18 protein-coding genes and 1 pseudogene are annotated in these 19,774 nt (G+C 69.9%); 11 read left to right on the top strand and 8 right to left on the bottom strand.

What is annotated here, in order from left to right; translation table 11 throughout:
- Nucleotides 1–4 precede the first annotated feature (4 nt).
- The 4 genes from AB5L52_RS34975 (at nucleotide 5) to AB5L52_RS34960 (ending at nucleotide 3,909) form a co-directional block, all read left to right on the top strand.
- The gene (locus AB5L52_RS34975) at nucleotides 5–796 is read left to right on the top strand and encodes an FAD:protein FMN transferase (protein ID WP_369369017.1); all 792 of its coding nucleotides are present in this window, start codon (nucleotides 5–7) and stop codon (nucleotides 794–796) included.
- 117 nt (nucleotides 797–913) lie between these two features.
- Nucleotides 914–1,084, top strand: a complete 171-nt coding sequence (locus AB5L52_RS34970) for a hypothetical protein (RefSeq protein ID WP_351021813.1) — start codon at nucleotides 914–916, stop codon at nucleotides 1,082–1,084.
- Between the two features lie 75 nt (nucleotides 1,085–1,159).
- Nucleotides 1,160–2,977 carry an ABC transporter ATP-binding protein gene (locus tag AB5L52_RS34965; protein WP_369367608.1) on the top strand — a complete coding sequence of 606 codons (1,818 nt, stop codon included), beginning with the start codon at nucleotides 1,160–1,162 and terminating at the stop codon, nucleotides 2,975–2,977.
- Complete coding sequence (locus AB5L52_RS34960; RefSeq protein ID WP_369367607.1) at nucleotides 2,974–3,909, top strand: serine/threonine-protein kinase; 936 nt, start codon at nucleotides 2,974–2,976, stop codon at nucleotides 3,907–3,909. The genes AB5L52_RS34965 and AB5L52_RS34960 overlap by 4 nt, the downstream gene beginning before the upstream one ends.
- A gap of 49 nt (nucleotides 3,910–3,958) precedes the next feature.
- Here the strand turns inward: AB5L52_RS34960 and AB5L52_RS34955 are convergent, their stop codons facing one another.
- From AB5L52_RS34955 to argC, 7 genes are all read right to left on the bottom strand, one after another.
- Complete coding sequence (locus AB5L52_RS34955) at nucleotides 3,959–4,723, bottom strand: hypothetical protein (protein ID WP_369367606.1); 765 nt, start codon at nucleotides 4,721–4,723, stop codon at nucleotides 3,959–3,961.
- Complete coding sequence (locus AB5L52_RS34950; protein ID WP_351021821.1) at nucleotides 4,713–5,300, bottom strand: sigma-70 family RNA polymerase sigma factor; 588 nt, start codon at nucleotides 5,298–5,300, stop codon at nucleotides 4,713–4,715. The genes AB5L52_RS34955 and AB5L52_RS34950 overlap by 11 nt, the downstream gene beginning before the upstream one ends.
- A 110-nt stretch (nucleotides 5,301–5,410) precedes the next feature.
- Nucleotides 5,411–5,956, bottom strand: coding sequence for an arginine repressor (locus tag AB5L52_RS34945; protein ID WP_351021823.1), 546 nt, complete (start codon nucleotides 5,954–5,956; stop codon nucleotides 5,411–5,413).
- A 7-nt stretch (nucleotides 5,957–5,963) separates the two neighbouring features.
- A complete protein-coding gene (locus tag AB5L52_RS34940; protein WP_369367605.1) occupies nucleotides 5,964–7,205 on the bottom strand; it encodes an acetylornithine transaminase in 1,242 nt (413 codons plus the stop codon).
- Nucleotides 7,202–8,116, bottom strand: coding sequence for an acetylglutamate kinase (argB, locus tag AB5L52_RS34935; protein ID WP_351021827.1), 915 nt, complete (start codon nucleotides 8,114–8,116; stop codon nucleotides 7,202–7,204). Before argB ends, AB5L52_RS34940 begins: the two co-directional genes overlap by 4 nt.
- Nucleotides 8,113–9,291, bottom strand: a complete 1,179-nt coding sequence (gene argJ / locus AB5L52_RS34930; protein ID WP_351021829.1) for a bifunctional glutamate N-acetyltransferase/amino-acid acetyltransferase ArgJ — start codon at nucleotides 9,289–9,291, stop codon at nucleotides 8,113–8,115. The genes argB and argJ overlap by 4 nt, the downstream gene beginning before the upstream one ends.
- A complete protein-coding gene (gene argC, locus AB5L52_RS34925; protein ID WP_351021831.1) occupies nucleotides 9,288–10,316 on the bottom strand; it encodes an N-acetyl-gamma-glutamyl-phosphate reductase in 1,029 nt (342 codons plus the stop codon). Before argC ends, argJ begins: the two co-directional genes overlap by 4 nt.
- A gap of 209 nt (nucleotides 10,317–10,525) precedes the next feature.
- Between argC and AB5L52_RS34920 the strand changes: the two genes are divergently transcribed.
- The 5 genes and pseudogenes from AB5L52_RS34920 (at nucleotide 10,526) to AB5L52_RS34900 (ending at nucleotide 16,750) form a co-directional block, all read left to right on the top strand.
- A complete protein-coding gene (locus AB5L52_RS34920; protein ID WP_369367603.1) occupies nucleotides 10,526–11,347 on the top strand; it encodes a TnsA-like heteromeric transposase endonuclease subunit in 822 nt (273 codons plus the stop codon).
- Nucleotides 11,347–13,635, top strand: a complete 2,289-nt coding sequence (locus AB5L52_RS34915; RefSeq protein ID WP_369367602.1) for a transposase — start codon at nucleotides 11,347–11,349, stop codon at nucleotides 13,633–13,635. The genes AB5L52_RS34920 and AB5L52_RS34915 overlap by 1 nt, the downstream gene beginning before the upstream one ends.
- Nucleotides 13,632–14,915, top strand: a complete 1,284-nt coding sequence (locus AB5L52_RS34910) for a TniB family NTP-binding protein (RefSeq protein ID WP_369367601.1) — start codon at nucleotides 13,632–13,634, stop codon at nucleotides 14,913–14,915. The genes AB5L52_RS34915 and AB5L52_RS34910 overlap by 4 nt, the downstream gene beginning before the upstream one ends.
- A gap of 8 nt (nucleotides 14,916–14,923) precedes the next feature.
- A pseudogene (locus AB5L52_RS34905) lies at nucleotides 14,924–15,373 on the top strand (TniQ family protein); the annotation flags it as partial.
- Between the two features lie 141 nt (nucleotides 15,374–15,514).
- Nucleotides 15,515–16,750 carry a hypothetical protein gene (locus AB5L52_RS34900; protein ID WP_369369095.1) on the top strand — a complete coding sequence of 412 codons (1,236 nt, stop codon included), beginning with the start codon at nucleotides 15,515–15,517 and terminating at the stop codon, nucleotides 16,748–16,750.
- A gap of 195 nt (nucleotides 16,751–16,945) precedes the next feature.
- Here AB5L52_RS34900 and AB5L52_RS34895 read toward each other — a convergent pair whose 3' ends face one another.
- Nucleotides 16,946–17,548 (bottom strand): ABATE domain-containing protein, encoded by a 603-nt coding sequence (locus AB5L52_RS34895; RefSeq protein WP_369367600.1) that lies wholly within the window; start codon nucleotides 17,546–17,548, stop codon nucleotides 16,946–16,948.
- A gap of 82 nt (nucleotides 17,549–17,630) precedes the next feature.
- On the opposite strand from AB5L52_RS34895, the gene AB5L52_RS34890 reads away from it, so the two are divergent.
- The gene (locus tag AB5L52_RS34890) at nucleotides 17,631–18,863 is read left to right on the top strand and encodes a cysteine desulfurase (protein ID WP_351021834.1); all 1,233 of its coding nucleotides are present in this window, start codon (nucleotides 17,631–17,633) and stop codon (nucleotides 18,861–18,863) included.
- 158 nt (nucleotides 18,864–19,021) lie between these two features.
- Nucleotides 19,022–19,762, top strand: coding sequence for a class I SAM-dependent methyltransferase (locus AB5L52_RS34885; RefSeq protein WP_369367599.1), 741 nt, complete (start codon nucleotides 19,022–19,024; stop codon nucleotides 19,760–19,762).
- The last annotated feature ends 12 nt before the right edge of the window (nucleotides 19,763–19,774 follow it).

The following is a 19,774-nucleotide window of genomic DNA, read 5'->3' as shown; positions in this document are numbered from 1 at the left end:
CACGGTGGCCGAGCCGGCCGAAGCTCCCGCCGCGGTGCGTCATGCGGAGGAGGTCATGGGGACCGTCTTCTCCTTCGACGTCCGCGGCGGGGAACCCCATGCGGTGCGCGAGGCCCTGACCGAGGCGGTCGCCGGACTGCACGCGGCGGACGCGGTCTTCAGCACCTACCGCGAGGACAGCGAGGTGTCGCGGCTGGCGCGGGGCGAGTTGACCGTGGCGCAGTGCGCGCCCGAGGTGGCCGAGGTGCTGGACCTCGCGGCGGAGGCGGAGCGGGTGAGCGAGGGCTGGTTCAGCAGTCGCTACCGGGGCGCGCTGGATCCCACCGGCATCGTCAAGGGCTGGGCCGCCGAGCGCGCGGCGCGGCTGCTCGCGGGGGTGGCCGGGGTGTGCGGGGTGAGCGTCAACGGGGGTGGGGACGTCCAGTTGCTCGGTTCGCCGGAGCCGCAGCGGCCGTGGCGGGTGGGGGTGGCCGATCCGCTGCGGCCGGGCGGGCTGGCGGCGGTGATCTCGGCGGCGGGCGTGTCCGAGTTGTCGGTGGCGACCTCGGGTACGGCCGAGCGGGGTGCGCACATCGTGGATCCGCGCACGGGGAAGTCGGCGGTGACGGACCTGGTCGCCGTGACGGTGGTGGGGCCGCGGCTGACGTGGGTGGACTGCTGGGCCACGGCGGCGTTCGCGATGGGCTCGCGGGCCGGGTTGGCGTGGCTGGAGTCCCTGCCGGACGTGGAGGGCCTGCTGATCACCGCCGGCGACGAGGTGCGGTGCACCGGGGGGTTGGCGGCGAGACTGGGCTGACGCCGACTTTTCCGGACAGCTTTTTCGGGCGGCTTTTTTTGCCGTGGCGCCATCCGTTCGCGGTCCTCGGACGTATCCCATGTACAGCAAGTTTCGTGAGGAACGGAGAGGAACGGAATGGCCATCTTCACCAGTCTTCTGCCGGCCAGCCGCCATGACCGCAGGAAGCACACGTCGCATCACGACCACGGCGACCACGATCACCGGCACGGCCACCGCCACGACCACGATCACGACCGCGGCGACCGCCACGACCACGGCGACCGTCACGGCCATGACGGCTACTGAAGCGCACATCAGGGCTGAGCGGACCGGTGGCCAAAGGACCCGGTCCGCTTCGCCGGTCCCCGAGGAACGCCTCCCATGGTGCACGTCCCGCGGCGTCCACTGGCGGTGGGCGAGGCCTGCGACGGTGTCGTCGCGGCCGCGCCCGCGGTATCGCCGCGCGCGGTGTTCCGGCGGTTCTGGCCGTACACGCGCGGCGGCCGCCGCTGGCTCGTCCCCGTTCTCTGCTTCAGCCTGGCCGGACCGGCCGTCGACGCCGCGCAGATCTGGCTCTTCAAGATCGTGGTGGACGGCGTGCTCGTCCCCCGCGACCTGCGGCCGTTGCTGTGGATCGCACCGGCTTGTCTGGGACTCATCGTCTGTTCCGGGGTGCTGGGGTTCGCCGACGACGTGACGTCCACCTGGGTCGGCGAGCGCTTCCTGCTGTCGCTGCGCGCCGATGTGTTCCGGCACGTCCAGGGGCTGTCCCTGGGCTTCTTCGAACGCCGGCGGCTCGGGGACGTGCTGTCCCGCATCACCGGGGATGTCGACGCGGTCGAGACGTTCCTGCTCTCCGGGGTGGCGGACGTCCTCTACTACGTCGTCCAACTGGCCGTATTCCTCGGCCTGTTGCTCTATCTGCGCTGGGACCTGACCGTGCCGGCCCTCGTCATCGTGCCGCTGTTCTGGGCCGCGGCCCGGCACTTCGCGCGGCGGATCAAGGCGGCGGCACGGGAGCGCAGGCGCCGCAGCGGCTCGCTCAGCGCGATCGCCGAGGAGGTGCTCGGCAATGTCGCGCTGGTGCAGGCGTACAACCGGCAGGAGTGGGAGGAGCGCCGGTTCGAGCGGGAGAACAACGGCAGGTTCCGGGCGGCGATGGCCTCGGCCCGGATCCGGGCGGTGTACGGACCCGTCGTCGAGATCATCGAGGTGACCGGCGGCCTCGCGGTGATGGGCCTCGGCACCTGGCAACTGGCCCGGGGACAGCTCACCCTGGGCGGTCTGCTGGTGTTCCTGGCGCTGATCGGCAAGCTGTACGGCCCGGTCCACGGCCTCTCCGGGCTGGGCACCACCTTCTACGCGGCCTCCGCCGCCGCGGAACGGATCATCGAGCTGCTGGACCAGCGGCCGCAGGTCGTCGAGGCTCCGGGCGCCCGGCGGATCGGCCGCGCGCGGGGCGAGGTGGAGTTCGACGGGGTCTGGTTCCGCTATCCCGGCGCATCCTCCTGGGCGCTGTCGGACGTGTCGTTCCATGTCGCGCCCGGGGAGACCCTGGCGCTGGTCGGGGCGAGCGGGGCGGGCAAGTCCACGGTCGCCAAAATCCAGTTGCGCTTCTACGACCCCGAGCGCGGCGCGGTCCTGCTCGACGGCACGGACCTGCGGGACCTGAGGCTGTCCGACGTGCGGGAGAACATCGCGGTGGTGCTGCAGGAGACGCTCGTCTTCCACGGCACCGTGCGGGAGAACATCGCCTACGGGCGGCCGGGGGCGAGCGAGGCGGACATCGTCGCGGCGGCGCGCGCGGCGGACGCCCACGAGTTCATCGAGCGGCTCCCGGAGAGCTACGACACCCTGGTCGGCCAGCGCGGCCGGACCCTGTCCGGCGGGCAGTGCCAGCGGCTGGCGATCGCCCGCGCGATGATCAGGGACGCGCCCGTGCTGCTGCTGGACGAGCCGACCACCGGGCTCGACGTGCGCTCGGGCCGGCGGATCATGGATCCACTGCGCCGGCTCATGGCCGGACGGACCACCGTCGTCATCTCCCACAATCTGCTGACCGTCCGCGACGCCACCCGGATCGTGGTGCTCGACCACGGCCGGGTGGTGGAACAGGGCACCCATGACGACCTGCTCCGCGGCCAGGGGACGTACGCCCGGCTGCACCGGCTGAGCGACGCGGGCATGGTGCCGTCATGAGCGGCGTCGCGGTGGGCGGAGGCGGCGCCGGGGCGGGTGGGAGCGGCGCCGGGGCGGGCCGGAGCGGGCCCGCGCCCCTCGCGCCGGGTACGAAGCCGGCGCCGGGTTACGAGATCCTGGCGCATCTGACCCGGACCGGCTGGCTCGACGTGTACGACGCGTGGAGCGCGGAACGGGCCTGCCGGTGCGTGATCAAGACGGTGCGACCGGACCGGCGCGGCAGGGAGCAGCTCGGCGAACGGCTGCTGCGGGAGGGCCGGTGGCTGCGGGAGTTCAGCCATCCGCATCTGGTCCGGGGGTACGAGACGGTCGCGTCGCCCGAGCCGCTCGTCGTGCTGGAGACGCTGACCGGCGAGACGCTGTCCCACCTCGTGCACCGGTTGCGGCGCCGGCCTGCGGCCGCCGATGTGGCGCTTCTCGGCGTGCAGCTGTGTTCCGCGGTCCATTACCTGCACGGCCGGGGTCTGCTGCACCTGGACCTCAAACCGGCCAACGTGGTGGTGGAGCGCGGGCATGCCAAGGTGCTGGACCTGAGCGTCGCCCGGCCGCCCGGACCGGCCCCCGCCGGGCTGGGCACGTGCTGCTACCGCGCTCCGGAGCAGGCCCGGGGCGGCCCGCTCACGGCCGCCGCCGACGTGTGGGGCATCGGCGTCACCTTGTACGAGGTCGCATGCGGCGAGGTGCCGTTCGGCTGCGGGGAGAGCGGGGCGCAGTCCGAGGAGGGCGGCGGGGGCACGGGCGACTCGTGCCCGCGGACGGACGACCGGTATGAGCGGACGCAGCCGGCGGCACCGCCCCTCGCGTCCCGGCGGCGGCTGCCCGCCGCGCTGGCCGCCGCCGTCGACGCCTGTCTGCGGGCCGACCCGGAAGCGCGGCCCACGGTCGCCGAGCTGGCCGCCGCGCTGGAGGCGACCCTGCCGGGACATCCCTGATGCCGTAACCGGCTGAGCGGTGACCGGCTGAGCCGTGCCCGGCCGCGGTTCACGCCTCCGGCTCCACGACGTGGCCCTTCGCCAAGTGGGCCGTGGCGAGGACCGTGCCGTCGGGTGTGGTCAGCCGGGCGCCGGAGAGGGTCGAGAGGTCGCCGGGGGCGGCCACGCCCCACTCGCCGTGGCCGCCGGTCAGGGTGAAGTCGCCGACGCGCACGGTCGTACCGTCGGCGTGTTCGAGGAGGCAGGTGACCTTGCCGTTGTACGCGGCGTGCGGGCCGGCGAGCGCGACGGACACGAAGATCCAGCCGGGGGTTCCGGGGTGGGCGTAGACCTCGCCGACGGTGCCGCCGTTCGTGGCCGAGGTCATGTCCCCGACCAGCATGGGCTCGGACGCGGGGGCGGGCGCGGACGAGGCGAGGACCTCCTCGACGGCGGTGCCGACCCCCCAGCCGGCGAACCCGACGGCGACGGTGACCGCGGTGGCGACGGCCGCGAGCCGCAGCCGGGCGCGCCGGGCCCGCCCGCGCAGGGTCCGGGACGCGCGGGCGGAGGCGCTCGTGGCAGCCTCGGCCGCCGGCGCCTGCCGGGCCAGCCCGCGCGCCACCCGGGTCTCGAACCCGGGCGGCGGCTCACTGTCCGGGAGCAGGCCGATCAGCCGGTCGCCGACCAGGGTGAGCTGGCGGACGTACTCCCGGCAGTCCGCGCACCGGTCCAGATGGGCCATGGCCTCGGCGCGCTCCCGGCCGGGCAGCACGCCCAGCGCCAGCTCGGCGGCGATCTCCCGGAGCTTGTCGCAGTTGGCGTCACCGGACATGGTCGCCTCGCTTCGGAGCCGCGAGTGTGGTGCGCAGTTTCGCCATGGCGGCCCGGATCCGCGTCTTGGCGGTGCCCAGCGGGATCCGCTCCGTGTCGGCGATCTGCTGGGCGGTCATTCCGTAGATGCCCGCCATCACCAGGGCCCGGGCCTGTTCCCGGGGCAGCCGGGCCACGGCGGCGCGCAGCTGGGAGGAGGTCTCGTCGGCCAGCGCCCATCGCTCGGGGGTCTCGGTGACGACACCGAGGAGGGCGTCGAGGTCCTCCGGTGCGACCGGCTCGGTCCGTCGGGCGCGGACGGCGTCGACGGCGAGGTTGTGCGCGATGGTGGTGAGCCAGGTGGTGACCGAGCCGCGGCGCGAGTCGTAGATCTGGGCATGGCGCCACGCCCGCTCGAACGTCAACTGGGCGACGTCCTCGGCGAGTTGTTCATCCCCGGTGACGGCCATGGCGACCCCGAAGACCCGGTGCTGGAACCTGCGTACGAAGACGACCGCGAGTTCCGGATCGCCGGTGGCCAGCCCAGCCAGCAGAGCCTCGTCCGGGAGGCGGCCCACGGGGAACCGAAAACCCGACACACCTCTGTATACGGTCGACGGTCGCCAGGGGATTGCCCGCCCTCCTGACCGCCCGTCGCGGAAGATCACATTCCCATTCTCCGCCGACGGGTGGGGCGCCGCATGCGGGCTCAGTGCCCGTTCTGCGCCAGCCGCAGCATGTGGTCGGCGAGGGCCTGCCCGCCGGTCGGGTTCCGGCTGATCAGCATCAGGGTGTCGTCGCCGGCGATCGTGCCCAGGATGTCGTGCAGTTCGGCCTGGTCGATGGCCGAGGCGAGGAACTGGGCCGCCCCCGGCGGGGTGCGCAGGACCACGAGGTTGGCGGAGGCCTCCGCGGAGATCAGCAGCTCCTGGGAGAGCCGCCGCATCCGCTCCTCCTTCGCCGACTCCCCGAGCGGCGCGCGCGGGGTGCGGAAACCGCCCTCGCTCGGCACCGCGTAGATCAGCTCGCCGTCGGTGTTGCGGATCTTCACCGCGTTCAGCTCGTCGAGGTCCCGGGAGAGCGTCGCCTGGGTGACGCTCAACCCGTCGTCGGCGAGCAGCTTCGCGAGCTGGCTCTGCGACCGCACCGGCTGCCGGTTGAGGATGTCCACGATCCGGCGGTGCCGCGCGGTCCGGGTCTGCGGCACGGCGGGTCCGGCACCCGCCGCCTGCTCGTGGTCCTGCGCCTCGCTCATCGTCGTCTCATTCTCCGGATCGTCCGTCCCCATTCGCTGGGTTCGCTGGGTTCGCCGGGTTCGCTGGGTTCGCTGGGTTCGCTGCGTCGAGGATGCCGGGCAGCGCCCGGAGGAAGGCGCCTGTCTCGACGTCGCTCAGATTCAGCGGCGGCATCAGCCGTACGACGTCGGGAGCGGGCGCGTTCACCAGGAACCCGGCCTCCTGGGCCGCCTGCTGCACCTGCTGCGCGCGCGGCCCGGTGAGCACGATACCCAGGAGCAGGCCGGCACCCCGCACATAATCGATCAACGGGTGGCCGAGGCTCTCGATTCCTTCGCGGAGCTTCTCGCCCTGCCGCTTGACGTTCTCCAGCAGCCCCTCGCCCTCGATGGTGTCGAGGACGGCGAGTCCGGCGGCGCAGGCGACCGGGTTGCCGCCGAAGGTGGTGCCGTGCTGGCCGGGCTGGAGCAGTTCGGCGGCCCGGCCGAAGGCCACGGTGGCGCCGAGCGGCAGTCCGCCGCCGAGCTGCTTGGCGAGGGTGACGACGTCGGGGAGCACGCCCTCGTGGGCCTGGTACTCGAACCAGGTCCCGGTGCGGCCGATGCCGGTCTGCACCTCGTCCAGGACCAGCAGGGCGCCGGTGGCGGCGGTGATCGCGCGGGCGGCCTTGAGGTAGCCGGGCGGGGGTACGACCACGCCGTTCTCGCCCTGGACCGGCTCGATGATCACCAGGGCGGTCTCTTCGGTGACCGCTGCCGCCAGCGCCTGTGCGTCGCCGTAGGGCACATGGGTGACCTCGGCGGGCAACGGCCGGAACGGGTCCTGCTTGGCGGGCTGGCCGGTGAGCGCGAGGGCGCCCATCGTACGGCCGTGGAAACCGCCGTCGGTGGCGACCATGTGGGTGCGCCCGGTGCGCCGGCCGATCTTGAAGGCGGCCTCGTTGGCCTCGGCGCCGGAGTTGCAGAAGAAGACCCGGCCCTCCCGGCCGAAGAGCTGGAGCAGCCGCTCGGCGAGGGCGACGGTGGGCTCCGCCATGAAGAAGTTGGAGACATGGCCCAACTGGCCGATCTGCCGGCTGACGGCCTCGACGATCGCCGGGTGGGCGTGGCCGAGGGCGTTGGTGGCGATGCCGCCGACGAAGTCGTGGTACTCGCGGCCCTCGGCGTCCCACACTTTCACGCCCGCGCCGCGCACGAGGGGCAGGCGCGGGGTGCCGTAGTTGTTCATGAGCGCGCCCTGCCAGCGCCGGGTCAGCTCCTGGTTGCTCATGACTCCCCCTGTTCGTCGGGCACGACCATCGTGCCGATGCCTTCGTCGGTGAAGATCTCCAGCAGGATCGAGTGCTGGACCCGGCCGTCGATGACACGGGCCGTCGTCACGCCGCCCCGTACGGCGTGCAGACAGCCCTCCATCTTCGGCACCATGCCGGAGCTCAACTCCGGCAGAAGCTTCTCCAGTTGGGAAGCGGTGAGGCGGCTGATCACCTCGTCGGAGTTCGGCCAGTCCTCGTAGAGGCCCTCGACGTCGGTGAGGACCATGAGGGTCTCGGCGCCCAGTGCCGCAGCGAGTGCCGCAGCCGCCGTATCAGCATTGACGTTGTAGACCTGGCCCCCTGTGTCAAAGGCGTCCTCGGAGCGGGCGATGGAGGAGACGACCGGGATACGGCCGTCGGCGAGCAGCGCCTCGATGGCGCCCGTGTCGATCGCGGTGATCTCGCCGACCCGCCCGATGTCGACGCGTTCGCCGTCGATCTCGGGCCGGTGCTTGGTGGCGGTGATGGTGTGCGCGTCCTCGCCGGTCAGGCCGACGGCGAGCGGGCCGTGCTGGTTGAGCAGGCCGACCAGCTCGCGCTGCACCTGCCCGGCGAGCACCATCCGTACGACGTCCATGGCGTCCTCGGTGGTGACGCGCAGGCCCGCCTTGAACTCGCTGACGATGCCGTGCCGGTCGAGGGCGGCGCTGATCTGCGGGCCGCCGCCGTGCACGACGACCGGCTTGAGGCCGGCGTGCCGCAGGAAGACGACATCCTGGGCGAAGGCGGCCTTCAGGTCCTCGTCCACCATGGCGTTGCCGCCGAACTTGATGACGACGATCTTGCCGTGGTGCCGGGTCAGCCAGGGCAGCGCCTCGATGAGGATCTGGGCCTTGGGCAGCGCGGTGTGCTTACGCGTGAGGGTCATGACGAGTAGGCGCTGTTCTCGTGGACGTAGTCGGCGGTGAGGTCGTTGGTCCAGATCGTCGCGGTCTCGGTGCCCGCGGCCAGGTCGGCGGTGATGTGCACCTCGCGGTAGCGCATGTCGACCAGCTCGCGGTCCTCGCCGACACTGCCGTTCTTGCACACCCACACGCCGTTGATGGCGACGCCCAGCTGGTCCGGCTCGAAGGCGGCCGAGGTGGTGCCGATCGCGGAGAGCACCCGGCCCCAGTTGGGGTCCTCGCCGTGGAGCGCGCACTTGAGGAGGTTGTTGCGGGCGATGGAACGGCCCACCTCCACGGCGTCCTCCTCGCTCGCCGCGTTGACGACCTCGACCTTGATGTCCTTGCTGGCGCCCTCGGCGTCGCCGATGAGCTGCCGGCCGAGGTCGTCGCAGACCTTCGTCACGGCCTCGGCGAACGCGGCGTACTCCGGGGTGATGCCGGAGGCGCCGGAGGCGAGGAGCAGCACGGTGTCGTTGGTGGACATGCAGCCGTCGGAGTCGACGCGGTCGAAGGTGACCTTGGTGGCGCCGCGCAGGGCCTTGTCCAGGGTCTCGCTGCCGAGGTCGGCGTCGGTGGTGAGGACGACCAGCATGGTGGCGAGGCCGGGCGCGAGCATGCCGGCGCCCTTGGCCATGCCGCCGACGGTCCAGCCGTCCTTCGTCACGACGGAGGTCTTGTGGACGGTGTCGGTGGTCTTGATGGCGATGGCGGCCTTCTCGCCGCCGTGCGGGCTGAGCTGGGCCACCGCCTTGTCCACGCCGGGCAGCAGCTTGTCCATCGGCAGCAGCACACCGATCAGGCCGGTGGAGCAGACGGCGACGTGGCCCGGTGCGTGGCCGCCGGTCTCGTCGTGGCCGGCGGTGTTGAGGGACTCGGCGACCTTCTCGGCGGTGGCGTGCGTGTCCTGGAAGCCCTTGGGGCCCGTACAGGCGTTGGCACCGCCGGAGTTCAGGACGACGGCGGTCAGCTCGCCGCCCTTGAGGACCTGCTCGGACCACAGCACCGGCGCGGCCTTCACACGGTTGGCGGTGAAGACGCCCGCGGCGGCACGGCGCGGCCCGTTGTTGACCACGAGGGCCAGGTCGGGGTTGCCGTTCTCCTTGATCCCGGCGGCGATGCCCGCTGCCATGAATCCCTTGGCTGCCGTGACACTCACGGTGCGACTCCGATCGTGGAAAGCCCGGTGGTCTCGTCGAGACCGAGGGCGATGTTCATGCTCTGGACGGCACCGCCGGCGGTGCCCTTGGTCAGGTTGTCGATGGCGCTGATCGCGATGATGCGGCCTACCGACTCGTCGTATGCGACCTGCACCTGAACGGCGTTGGAACCGTGGACGGCCGCCGTGGCGGGCCACTGGCCCTCGGGGAGCAGATGGACGAAGGGCTCGTCGGCGTAGGCCTTCTCGTAGGCGGCCCGGACCGACTCCGCCGTCACCCCGGCGACGGCGGACGCGCTGCAGGTGGCGAGGATCCCGCGCGGCATCGGCGCGAGCGTCGGTGTGAAGGAGACCGCGATCCGCTGCCCCGCGACCCCGCTGAGGTTCTGGATCATCTCGGGGGTGTGCCGGTGGCCGCCGCCGACGCCGTACGGCGACATGGAGCCCATGACCTCGCTGCCGAGCAGATGCGGCTTGGGCGTCTTGCCCGCGCCGGAGGTGCCGGACGCGGCGACGATCACCGCCTCGGGCTCGGCGAGTCCGGCGGCGTAGGCCGGGAACAGGGCGAGGGTGACGGCGGTGGGGTAGCAACCGGGTACCGCGATGCGTCGGGACCCCGTGAGCCGGGTGCGGGCACCCGGAAGTTCGGGGAGGCCGTAGGGCCAGGTGCCGGCGTGCGGGGAGCCGTAGAACCGCTCCCAGTCGGCCGGGTCCGTCAGCCGGAAGTCGGCGCCCATGTCGACCACGAGGACGTCGGGTCCGAGCTGTTCGGCGACGGCCGCGGACTGTCCGTGCGGCAGCGCGAGGAAGACCACGTCGTGCCCGGCGAGTACCTCGGACGTGGTCTCCGTGAGCACGCGGTCGGCCAGCGGCAGCAGATGCGGCTGCAGCGCGCCGAGCCGCTGGCCGGCGTTGGAGTTCCCGGTCAGGGCACCGATCTCGACCTCGGGGTGCGTAAGGAGCAGGCGCAGGACCTCGCCGCCCGCGTATCCGCTCGCTCCGGCCACCGCCGCACGTACCGCCATGTCCATCCTCCTCTAGATGGCATGACTATACGTAGCGCTGCAGTTTTATGCAACGCTATGCGATCGGCTCGGTCTCGGCGCTTGTGACCGAGATTTTTAGTTGGCACATGGAGAGTGCTAGTTGGCACATCTTGGTCCTGTAACGCTGTGTTGCGGTCAGTACCGAAGAAGTGCCCCCGTTGCCGGTCGAGTGGTGCTGCTCTGGGTGAGTGGGCGAGGCAACGATTGCGAAGATCCCGTCGGATTCAAGTCATCTGGACCAGCTTGTCATGGCGTACGACGGGGACGCGGGGCTGCGGGATCAGCTGAGGCTCGGCGATGACTGGGTACGTCGGTGGAGCTCGACATGGCAGGTGGGTGACGGCAAGGTCTGCTGGCCGATCCGGGATATGGCTCACGTACCGGTGCTGTCGTCCCGCCCGATGCGGGGGTTCACGTGGCGGGCGAAGCAGCGGCATCGCCCCGGGCTTGAGGTGATGGCCTCAACAGGCAGGACGCACGGCTTCGAGTCGTTGGAGGAGATGCGCCTGCTGGTTGCGCTGGACTTCTTGAGGGCATCGGAGGTGCTGTCGCAGCCGTTCCGGCTGGACTTCGAGCACGTGGGCGGGCAGGCCTGGCACATCCCGGACTTCCTGGCCGTGATCGGCGGCGGGATGTGGTTGCTGGACGTCCGCCCGATGGAGCTGATCAAGGAAGAGGACGCGCTGAAGTTCGCGGCGGCCAGGGAAGTGGCAGCCGCCTGCGGCTGGCGGTACTCGGTGGTCGCGGGCTGGCGCTCGCATGTCTGGAGCGTCCTTGATCACCTGTCCTCGCGCCGACGGCCGGCGAGGGACCTGCTCGGCATGCGCGACCAACTGCTCACCGCCATCAGCGGACAGCAGGGGCGAGCGATGACATTTTCCCAGCTGGCGGACGCCACCAGTGTGCCTTCCGTTGGCCGGGCGAACATCGTCCGGCTGCTCTGGCAACGCGAGCTCGGCGTTGACCTGGGCAGCCCCTTGCGCGACAGCTCGCTGATCTGGGCGGTGTGATGGCAGCCAAGGGGTTCTTGCAGGTCGCGCCAGGCAGGCGGGTCGCGCTCAACGGTGTCGAGTGGACGATCGAAGACGTCCACGGTCAGTTCGGCCGCCTCGTCCTCACGGATGACGATGGTCGCACGGAGACCCGCTCGTTCCGCTGGCTCATCAACCATCCCGACCTGCGGCTTCTTCCGACGGTCGAAGCGTCGGGGCACCCGTCGCCTGTCTCTCGGCAGCCGAGGACACTGGCCGACCTGACCAAGGACCAGCTGGAGCGGGCCCGGCTGCGGGCTGCGCACGTGCTGGAGGCCGAGACGGGGTTCCGGGAGGGCCACCCGGCTCGGGCCCTGCCGGGTGAGCCCCGGCCGGCCTACGACCCGGACCGCACGACACTGACCCAGCGCCGCCGCTCGAAGGCAGCGGAGCTGGAGGCGATGCCCCGTCCGGAGGCGGTCCGGCTCGGTCTGCAGCACCTCAGCTACCGGACGCTGATGCGTCTGTCGGGACTGGCGGGCGACAGTCTCCTGCTGGCCTGCGCGGATGGACGCTGGACACGGCGACGCAGTGGACACCGCAGCATCACTGGGGAGATACGTGAGGCGATCTTCGCGGTCAAGGCCGAGTGCGGCCCACGCGCCCGCCTGAGCCAGGCGGCCAAGCACCGGTTGATGCACCAGTACGTCCGTGAGCGGTTCCCGACCTTTCCGACCGAGAAGATCCCTTCCCGCTGGACGCTCGCTGCCGTCTGGAAGGAGTGGTTCGGGTCCGACGGTTCCAGGCGGCGCTACGACCGGACGGCCCAGGCCGCCGCGGAGGCCGGGGTCTCCGGCCGGATGGTGGTGCACCGGCCGGGCCAGGTTCTGGTGCTGGACTCGACGCCGATGCCGGTGAAGCTGCGCGAGACCGTGTTCGGCGACGCGGTCACCGCGACGCTGACCCTCGCGCTCGATCTCTACACGCACGGGCTGCCGGCCTTCCGGCTCACGCTGCAGTCCGACACCTCGGTCGACGTCGCGATGCTGCTGCGGGACGTGATGCTGCCGCTCCCGATGCGGGACGGCTGGGGCGAGGACATGGAATGGCCCTACGCCGGGGTCCCGGCCGACGTGATCGCCGAGTTCACCGGACACAAGGTCGCCGCCCTGCCGTTCTTCGCCCCGGAGACGGTCACCACCGACCACGGCGGCCCCTACAAGAACCACGACCTGGTGGAGGCCGAGCGGGAGATCGGCTGCCGGATCCTTCCTGCCCGCGTCCTGCGCCAGACCGACAAATTCGCGGTCGAGCGCCAATTCCTCACCGTCCAGACCATGCTCTTCGAGCACCTGCTGGGCTTCACCGGCGGCGACGTCGCGGACCGCGGGGCCGACCCGGAACGCGATGCGAGCCTCACGCTCGCACAGGCCGAGCACATCATCGCGACCTGGATCGTCCAGATCTGGCAGAACCGCAAACTAGGTGAATACGCCCCGAGTTGGGCGCCGGGTGAGGACCATAGCCCCAACACCCTGTTCGCCGCGGCGATGGAACAGGGCGGCTTCGACCTGGACTTCCCCGAAGCGAGCTTCTACTACAAGGTGCTGCGCAAACACCACGTGAAAATCCATCCGCGACGCGGGGTGAAGATCCTCGGGCTCTGGTATCACCACCCGGTCCTCGAGGAGCCGCGCTTCCAGCAACCCTCCGCCCGAGGCGGCAAGCACGCGCGCCAGTGGGTGGTCCGCAGCGACCGAAGGGACCGCCGGCAGGTGTTCTTCCAGGACGACGCCGACCACGACACCTGGCACACCCTGCGCTGGCGAGGGCTGCCGCCCGAAGGCGAGATCCCCGCCTTCTCGGACAAGACCGCCGACGCCCTCCTGGCACACGTGAAGGCGAACAACATCAGAATCCACTCCGAGAGCGAGCTCCTGGAACATCTGCTGGAGATCCTCGGCTCGGTCACCCCCGTCGACCAATGGCCCAGCCAAGCCAAGCAGAAGGCCGGGAAGAAGCGGCGCGTCGCCCAGGCCCGCGAGATCACCCGAGCACAGGCCGCGGCGGCCGACCGCCCCACCGCACCGGCCCCTGCGGACGAGCCGACTCCAGCCGAAATGCCTGCGGCCTGGGCCGAGCACGCCCGCGCGATAGACCGCGCAGTCGATGTCGACCGCCGCCGGCGACGCGAAGAAGCCCTGGCCGACACCAGGCCAGTGGCCCCGGCAACGCTGCACGAGGCCCTGAACCGACGCCCCATGTTCCGGCTTCCGCCCCCTGACGGCCCGCAAGCCGAGACGACTGTCCGGGAGGAAGACACGTGACTCGAGCCCTCTCTCACGATGATCTGCTGGAGGGCCTGCCTTCACGAGCCAGAATCGCCGAGTTGATCCTGAGCAGCCACCCGCCCCGCGACACCTACGTCGGCTGGCAGCACTACCGCACCCACTGCGGTCTGCTTGTCCCAGCTCCGACGATCTCGCCGAAGCAGTGGTCGACGATCCCCGAGAGCCGCCAGTACGACTACGACCTCTACCGAGAGCTGACGAATGCGAACCTGCCGCTGCAGGACACCCCCATGCACGACAAGGTCGGCAAGCTGATCCGGCGCCGGTTGAGCGGCAACACAAGGAAGAAGGATGACCCGACGCGCGCGGGCATCATGGTGAGCGGTTGGGGCAACTACGGCAAGACCGCGTCCGTCTGCGCCGCCGGGGCTGTCTTCGAAGACCAGTGGCTGGAACTGCACAACTGCCTCAACCCCGGGTCTCTGCTGGGCACGCGTGATCTCCACGCGCCGGTCGTCTATGTCTCTACCCCGGTGACAGCGACCCCGAAGAGCCTTTGCGCGTCAATTCTGGGCTTCTTCCGTGCCCCGATCCGCAAGGCGGCCACACTGCCGGAACTGGTACGGCAGGTCGCCGACTCCCTCCACGACCATGGCGTCAAAGCGCTGATTCTGGACGACATCAGCCGACTGCGGATGCACCGGGCCGACGACCAGGACGTCCTTGACCTGATGCGGGCCTTCATGAGCCTGGACGTCACCCTGATCCTGACCGGCGTCAACATCTCCGGCATCGGGCTGCTGCGCGAGGCCAAGTGGAACAAGAAGACCCGGCAGTGGGAGATGCCGCCGCTGGAGTCGACCCGCATCCACGGCCTGGAGGTCACCCAGACAGAGCACCGCTTCGAGCTCATCGAGATCGACCGCTTCCGTTACATCACCCCGAGGCAGATTCAGGCATTTGTCGACCATTTGGAGGGGATCGAGCGCCACCTGCGGCTACTGAACTCGAAGCCGGGCATACTCACCGGCGGTGCTATGCCAGAGTATTTGATGCGTCGCACCGGTGGCGTCGTCGGTCTGCTGGGACGCCTACTGGAGGACGGCGCTCATGAGGCCATGGAGTCCGGGAAAGAACTGATCGACGAGAACCTGCTGGACGAGATCGTGCTCCGCCGGGACGAGCCCGAGCAGCCACCTGACGAGCCCGTGATCCCGACCGACTCGTCGGCCCGGGGCAAGAAGGCCCAGCGGGCGAAAAGGCCCCGGAACACCGTTTTCGACGACCACGGCCCTGCTGGCGCAACGGGGAGTTGAAACAAGCTATGCACCCATTACCCCGAAGCTTGAACCCGATCCAAGATGAATCAATGGGGAGTTACCTGCGGAGGCTCTCATATCGCCTTGGGATCTCTCCAGTGCATCTGGCAAGCCTCACGGGCCTGCACAGCACTGACCGTCAGCGCAATCGCATGGGGCGCCATGCGTTGATGGAGCTTGACAGTGACACCGCCACGACCTTCGGCCAGGCGACACGACTTACCCGAGAAGAGGTCACTTCACTCACCTTGTCCGCCTGGAAGTATCGCTATCCTCCAATCCTTCGTTCCCTTCCTGGGCCTAAACAGCCTCTCCGGCCGGACAGCTGGATCCTCATTACTCCACGCTTCTGTCCGCAATGCCTCGCTGGTGACACCGAACAAGACCGTATCCTCTACGGAGGCTCATGGAAAAAGGAGTGGCACCTCCCCGTTGTTTTTGCCTGCACGGAACACGGCACATTCCTGCGTGATAGATGCCCCCGTTGCAACCAGCCGGCACAAGACAGCGCCACACTGATGCCGCGGTCGAACGACCACACTCTGCGTCCCGCGCAGTGCCGATGGACCGTGGAGGTTCCCGGGGTCCGGAAGCGAATGAGCAGGGCATGCGGCTGCCCACTCGACAAACTCGCCACTGCCGGGCGCAAGCTGGATCCGACGGATTCCCTGCTCGCCCTGCAACGGGAGATCATTGAGACTCTCACCCTCACCACCTCGCATGAAGATGCCGCATCCTTCTTCACCCACCTACGGCTCGTCGTTGCTGCCCTCAGTGCGTCATGGCCGGGAAGCAGTGATCTTATTGAGCCTGAATACAGAGATCGCGTTGATCTCTACGTGTCAGGCCAGACTGATTACCGGCGAACAAGCGGAGGCGGGACCCGCAGATATCAGGTTATTGATGCGCTCCCCCGAGACGCTGCCGCATGCGCGGCACTCTTGTCGGCGGCGCGTTCACTCCTTGATGCCGAAGATCTTCGCGAAAGCTTGGCCCCTCTCATTCGCGAGGGGTTCAAGGACAAGGCCGGACGGGCGTCTTGGAACGGACTCGTATCGAGACACGAAGAAGCTTCCTCTCGTGAATTCCGAACCGCCGTTGAACCACTGACACGATCATTCCGGATGGCCAGAGGTGCCGCCAACATCCGCTCGGCCACACGCAATGACTACCGACCTGAGCAGATCCCTGCATTCTTGGAGAAAGACTGGTTCACACGCTATCTTCCCTATGTTCCCGAGACATCACCCAAGCTCTTACGCAGGACAGCAGCGGTTCGTCTAGTGCAGTGGGTTCTCGGCGGTTCCATGGGAGATTCTGCAGCATACCTGGGAATTCCCAGCCATGGAGCAAATTTCCATACAGGAGTAGCCGTCAGCCGGGTCGACCCTTTTGATTTCCACAAGGCGCTTGAAGGCATCGCCGGTGAGATCTGCTCGACGTCATTTCCAGTCGACTATCGACGGCGTCGAGAAGCCCTGCGGGGTTGGGAACTTGACCAGGTTGCCTGGGAGAACATCATCAAGCAGCTGACGCCGACCCCGGCCAGCTGGCATCCGCCAGCGTTCGACGATCGCAAGCGGCAAGTAGCCTCCGTCTTCGTCTGGGTTCAAGTGACCCAAGGCGAGCACGTCTTCGCCCCGAGGCCGATTGAGGCCGCTCAGGCACCGGAGATCCAGCGCAAGTGGGGGCTCACTCGCAACACAACGTGGTGCCATCTGACCCGCCCCGATGCCGCCCCGCATTACGCCGACCTGCGCAAGGTCCTCACCGAGTACGCCAGCCAGCTGGCCCGGAGCATCGATGACGGGGAATCGCTCACGCAACAGTGAACAGGCCACGTTCGACTCCCATCGGGGCTTCGGGGCCCCCACCACCCTCACGCACAGTGAGCATCCGTGCCCTTGAGGTGCCAACTATCCCGCTCAAGATGTGCCAACAAGAATTCTCCAAGCCGGCCTGACCTGCACGGCTCAGACCGAGATGTGCCAACTAAGAATCTCGGTCACAGCGCTTCCCGCTCGTCTTTACGGCGCAGCGCTCTTGCGGGCCGCGTAGGCGCGGGCGGCCCTGACCCGGTTGCCGCACTTGGTCGTGCACCAGCGGCGGGCGCCGTGGGAGCGCAGGAACCAGCGGGCGCAGCCCTGGGCGGCGCACTCGGTGAGCTGGTCGGCGTCGGCGCCGGTGAGCAGGTCGGCGGCGTCCTCGGCGAGCAGCGAGAGCGCGGCGGCGGCCGGGTTCCCGGTGTCGGGGACGTCGGCGCGGCGGGGGCCGTCGGCGGCCCAGACGAGCCGGGGGGTGGCGGGTGCGGCGGCGAGGGCGCCATTGAGGGCGTCGAGGGCGTCGGCGGGCGGGAGTGCCGCCGCGGCCCGGGCCGCGAAGAGGGCGCGCAGCGCCTCACGCAGGCCGCGCAGCCGTCCGGACTGCCTGCCGCCCAGCGCCACCCGGTCGGGCAGCAGCTCGTGCCGGACGAGCCAGAGATGCGCGGCCTCGGTGTCGTCGAGCAGGTCGACCTGGCCATGGCTGACGGTGAAGCGCGTGTTGGCCAGCGCCAGCGAGACATACCGGTCCTCGCCCGGCACCGGGAGCTGGTGCAGATAGACAGGGGCCTCGTGATCCACGGTCCTCATGGTAATCCTTGCGCTTCTCCGTGAGGAAGGCTTAGCGTGCCTCACGGAGAATGTAATAAGAAACCGTGAGAGGTGAACCGTCGTGGTCTTCGACGTGGACGCGCTGCGCAAGGACTTCCCGATCCTGGAGCGGACCCTGGACGGCGGCGCCCCGCTCGTCTACCTGGACTCCGGTGCCACCACCCAGAAACCCCTCCAGGTCCTCGACGCCGAGCGGGACTTCTATGTGCGCCACAACGCGGCCGTGCACCGCGGCGCGCACCAGCTGGCGGGCGAGGCCACGGAGGCGTACGAGCGGGCCCGGCAGACCGTCGCCCGGTTCATCGGTGCCGCCGCCGACGAGGTGGTCTTCACCCGGAACACCACCGAGGGCATCAACCTCGTCGCCTACGCACTGGGCAACGCCGGCCGGCTCGGCCCCGGTGACCGGATCGTGGTGACGGAGATGGAGCATCACGCGAACCTGGTCCCCTGGCAGCAGCTCGCCGAGCGGACCGGGGCCACGCTGGACTGGTTCGGCCTGACCGACGAGGGCCGGCTGGACCTCGCGCGTGCGGACGAACTCCTGGACGAGCGCACCAAGGTACTCGCCGTCAGCCACCAGTCCAACGTCCTCGGCACCATCAACCCGGTGCGCGAACTCGCCGACCGTGCCCATGCGTTCGGCACGCTGGTGGTCGTGGACGGTGCCCAGTCGGTGCCGCACCGCCCGGTCGACGTGGCGGAGCTGGGCGCGGACTTCCTGGCGTTCTCGGGGCACAAGATGCTCGGCCCGAACGGCGTCGGTGTGCTGTGGGGCCGCGCGGAGCTGCTCGCCGGTCTGCCGCCGTTCCTCACCGGCGGCTCGATGATCGAGATCGTGGAGATGGACCGGACGACCTTTCTGCCGCCGCCGCAGCGCTTCGAGGCGGGCGTGCCGATGGCCTCGCAGGCGGTGGGGCTCGCGGCGGCGGTGGAGTACCTGGAGCGGCTCGGCATGGCGGAGGTGGCGGCGTACGAGGACACGCTCACCGCCCGTGCCCTGGCCCTGCTCGCCGAGATCCCGGGTGTCCGCGTCGTCGGCCCGTCCGACCTCACCGACCGGGGTTCGGCCGTCTCCTTCACGGTCGACGGCATCCACCCGCACGACGTGGGCCAGGTGCTGGACGAGCGCGGCGTGGCCGTCCGCGTCGGCCACCACTGCGCCCGGCCCATCGTCCGGCGCTACGGCATCCCGGCGACGACCCGGGCGAGCTTCTACGTCTACAACACCCCGGCCGAGGTGGACGCGCTGGCGGACGGAGTCCGGGCGGCGCAGCAGTACTTCGGCGTCTGATCCGTACGGAGGCCGAGTCGACGTCCGTATCTTTGTGGCTTCTGCCAGTACGACGGTCGCCCGGGGTACGGGAAGACTGCCCGCCGGGAGCCGCGGCGTGTCCCGGGAGCGGGGGCCGCGGCCACGGACATGGCGAAGGCAACGGGGAGGACGTCACGATGAGCACGCAGCAGTACGACGAGATCGGTGAGGCGTACGAGGGCTTCAAGTCGCTGCCGCTGGAGCAGTACGCGGTGGTGCCCGGGTTCCTGGCGCTGGTCGGGGACGTGCGCGGCAAGTCGGTCCTCGACCTGGCCTGCGGCACCGGCTTCTACAGCAGGGAGTTCAAGCGGCGCGGTGCCACGGAGGTGCTCGGCATCGACATCTCCGGCGAAATGATCGCCGTGGCGCAGGAGTTGGAGAAGAGCAGCCCGCTGGGGGTGCGCTACGAGGTGGGCGACGCGTCCGAACTGCGCCCACTGGAGCAGCGCTTCGACGTCGCCCTCGGCGCCCATCTGCTCAACTACGCGGAGGGCGTCGCCGCCATGGAGCGGATGTGCCGCACCGTGCACCGGAGCCTGGAGCCCGGCGCCGAGTTCTTTGTGCTCGCCCAGTCACCCGGCTTCCGCTTCGACGGGCCGTCCCCGGACAAGTACGGCTTCCGCACCGAGCTGACCGGCGAGGAGGCCGAGACCGGAGCGCGGGTGCGGACCACGGCGCTGCTCGACCCGCCGATCTCGTTCGTCAGCACGCTCCCGCGCCGCGAGGTCTACGAGGACTGTCTGCGAAGCGCCGGATTCAGCGAGCCGGCCTGGGTCCCGCTGGAGGTGTCCGACGCCGGCGTGCGCACGTTCGGCGCGGACTACTGGGCGGACTTCCTCGACAACCCCCCGCTGGAGATGCTGCGCTGCCGCGCCTGAGGGGCCACTTCT

Origin of the sequence: Streptomyces sp. CG4, from assembly GCF_041080655.1 — a bacterium.
Lineage (GTDB): Bacteria > Actinomycetota > Actinomycetes > Streptomycetales > Streptomycetaceae > Streptomyces.
Note: the sequence above shows the minus strand (reverse complement) of the source record. Positions and strands in the feature narration are given on the sequence as shown.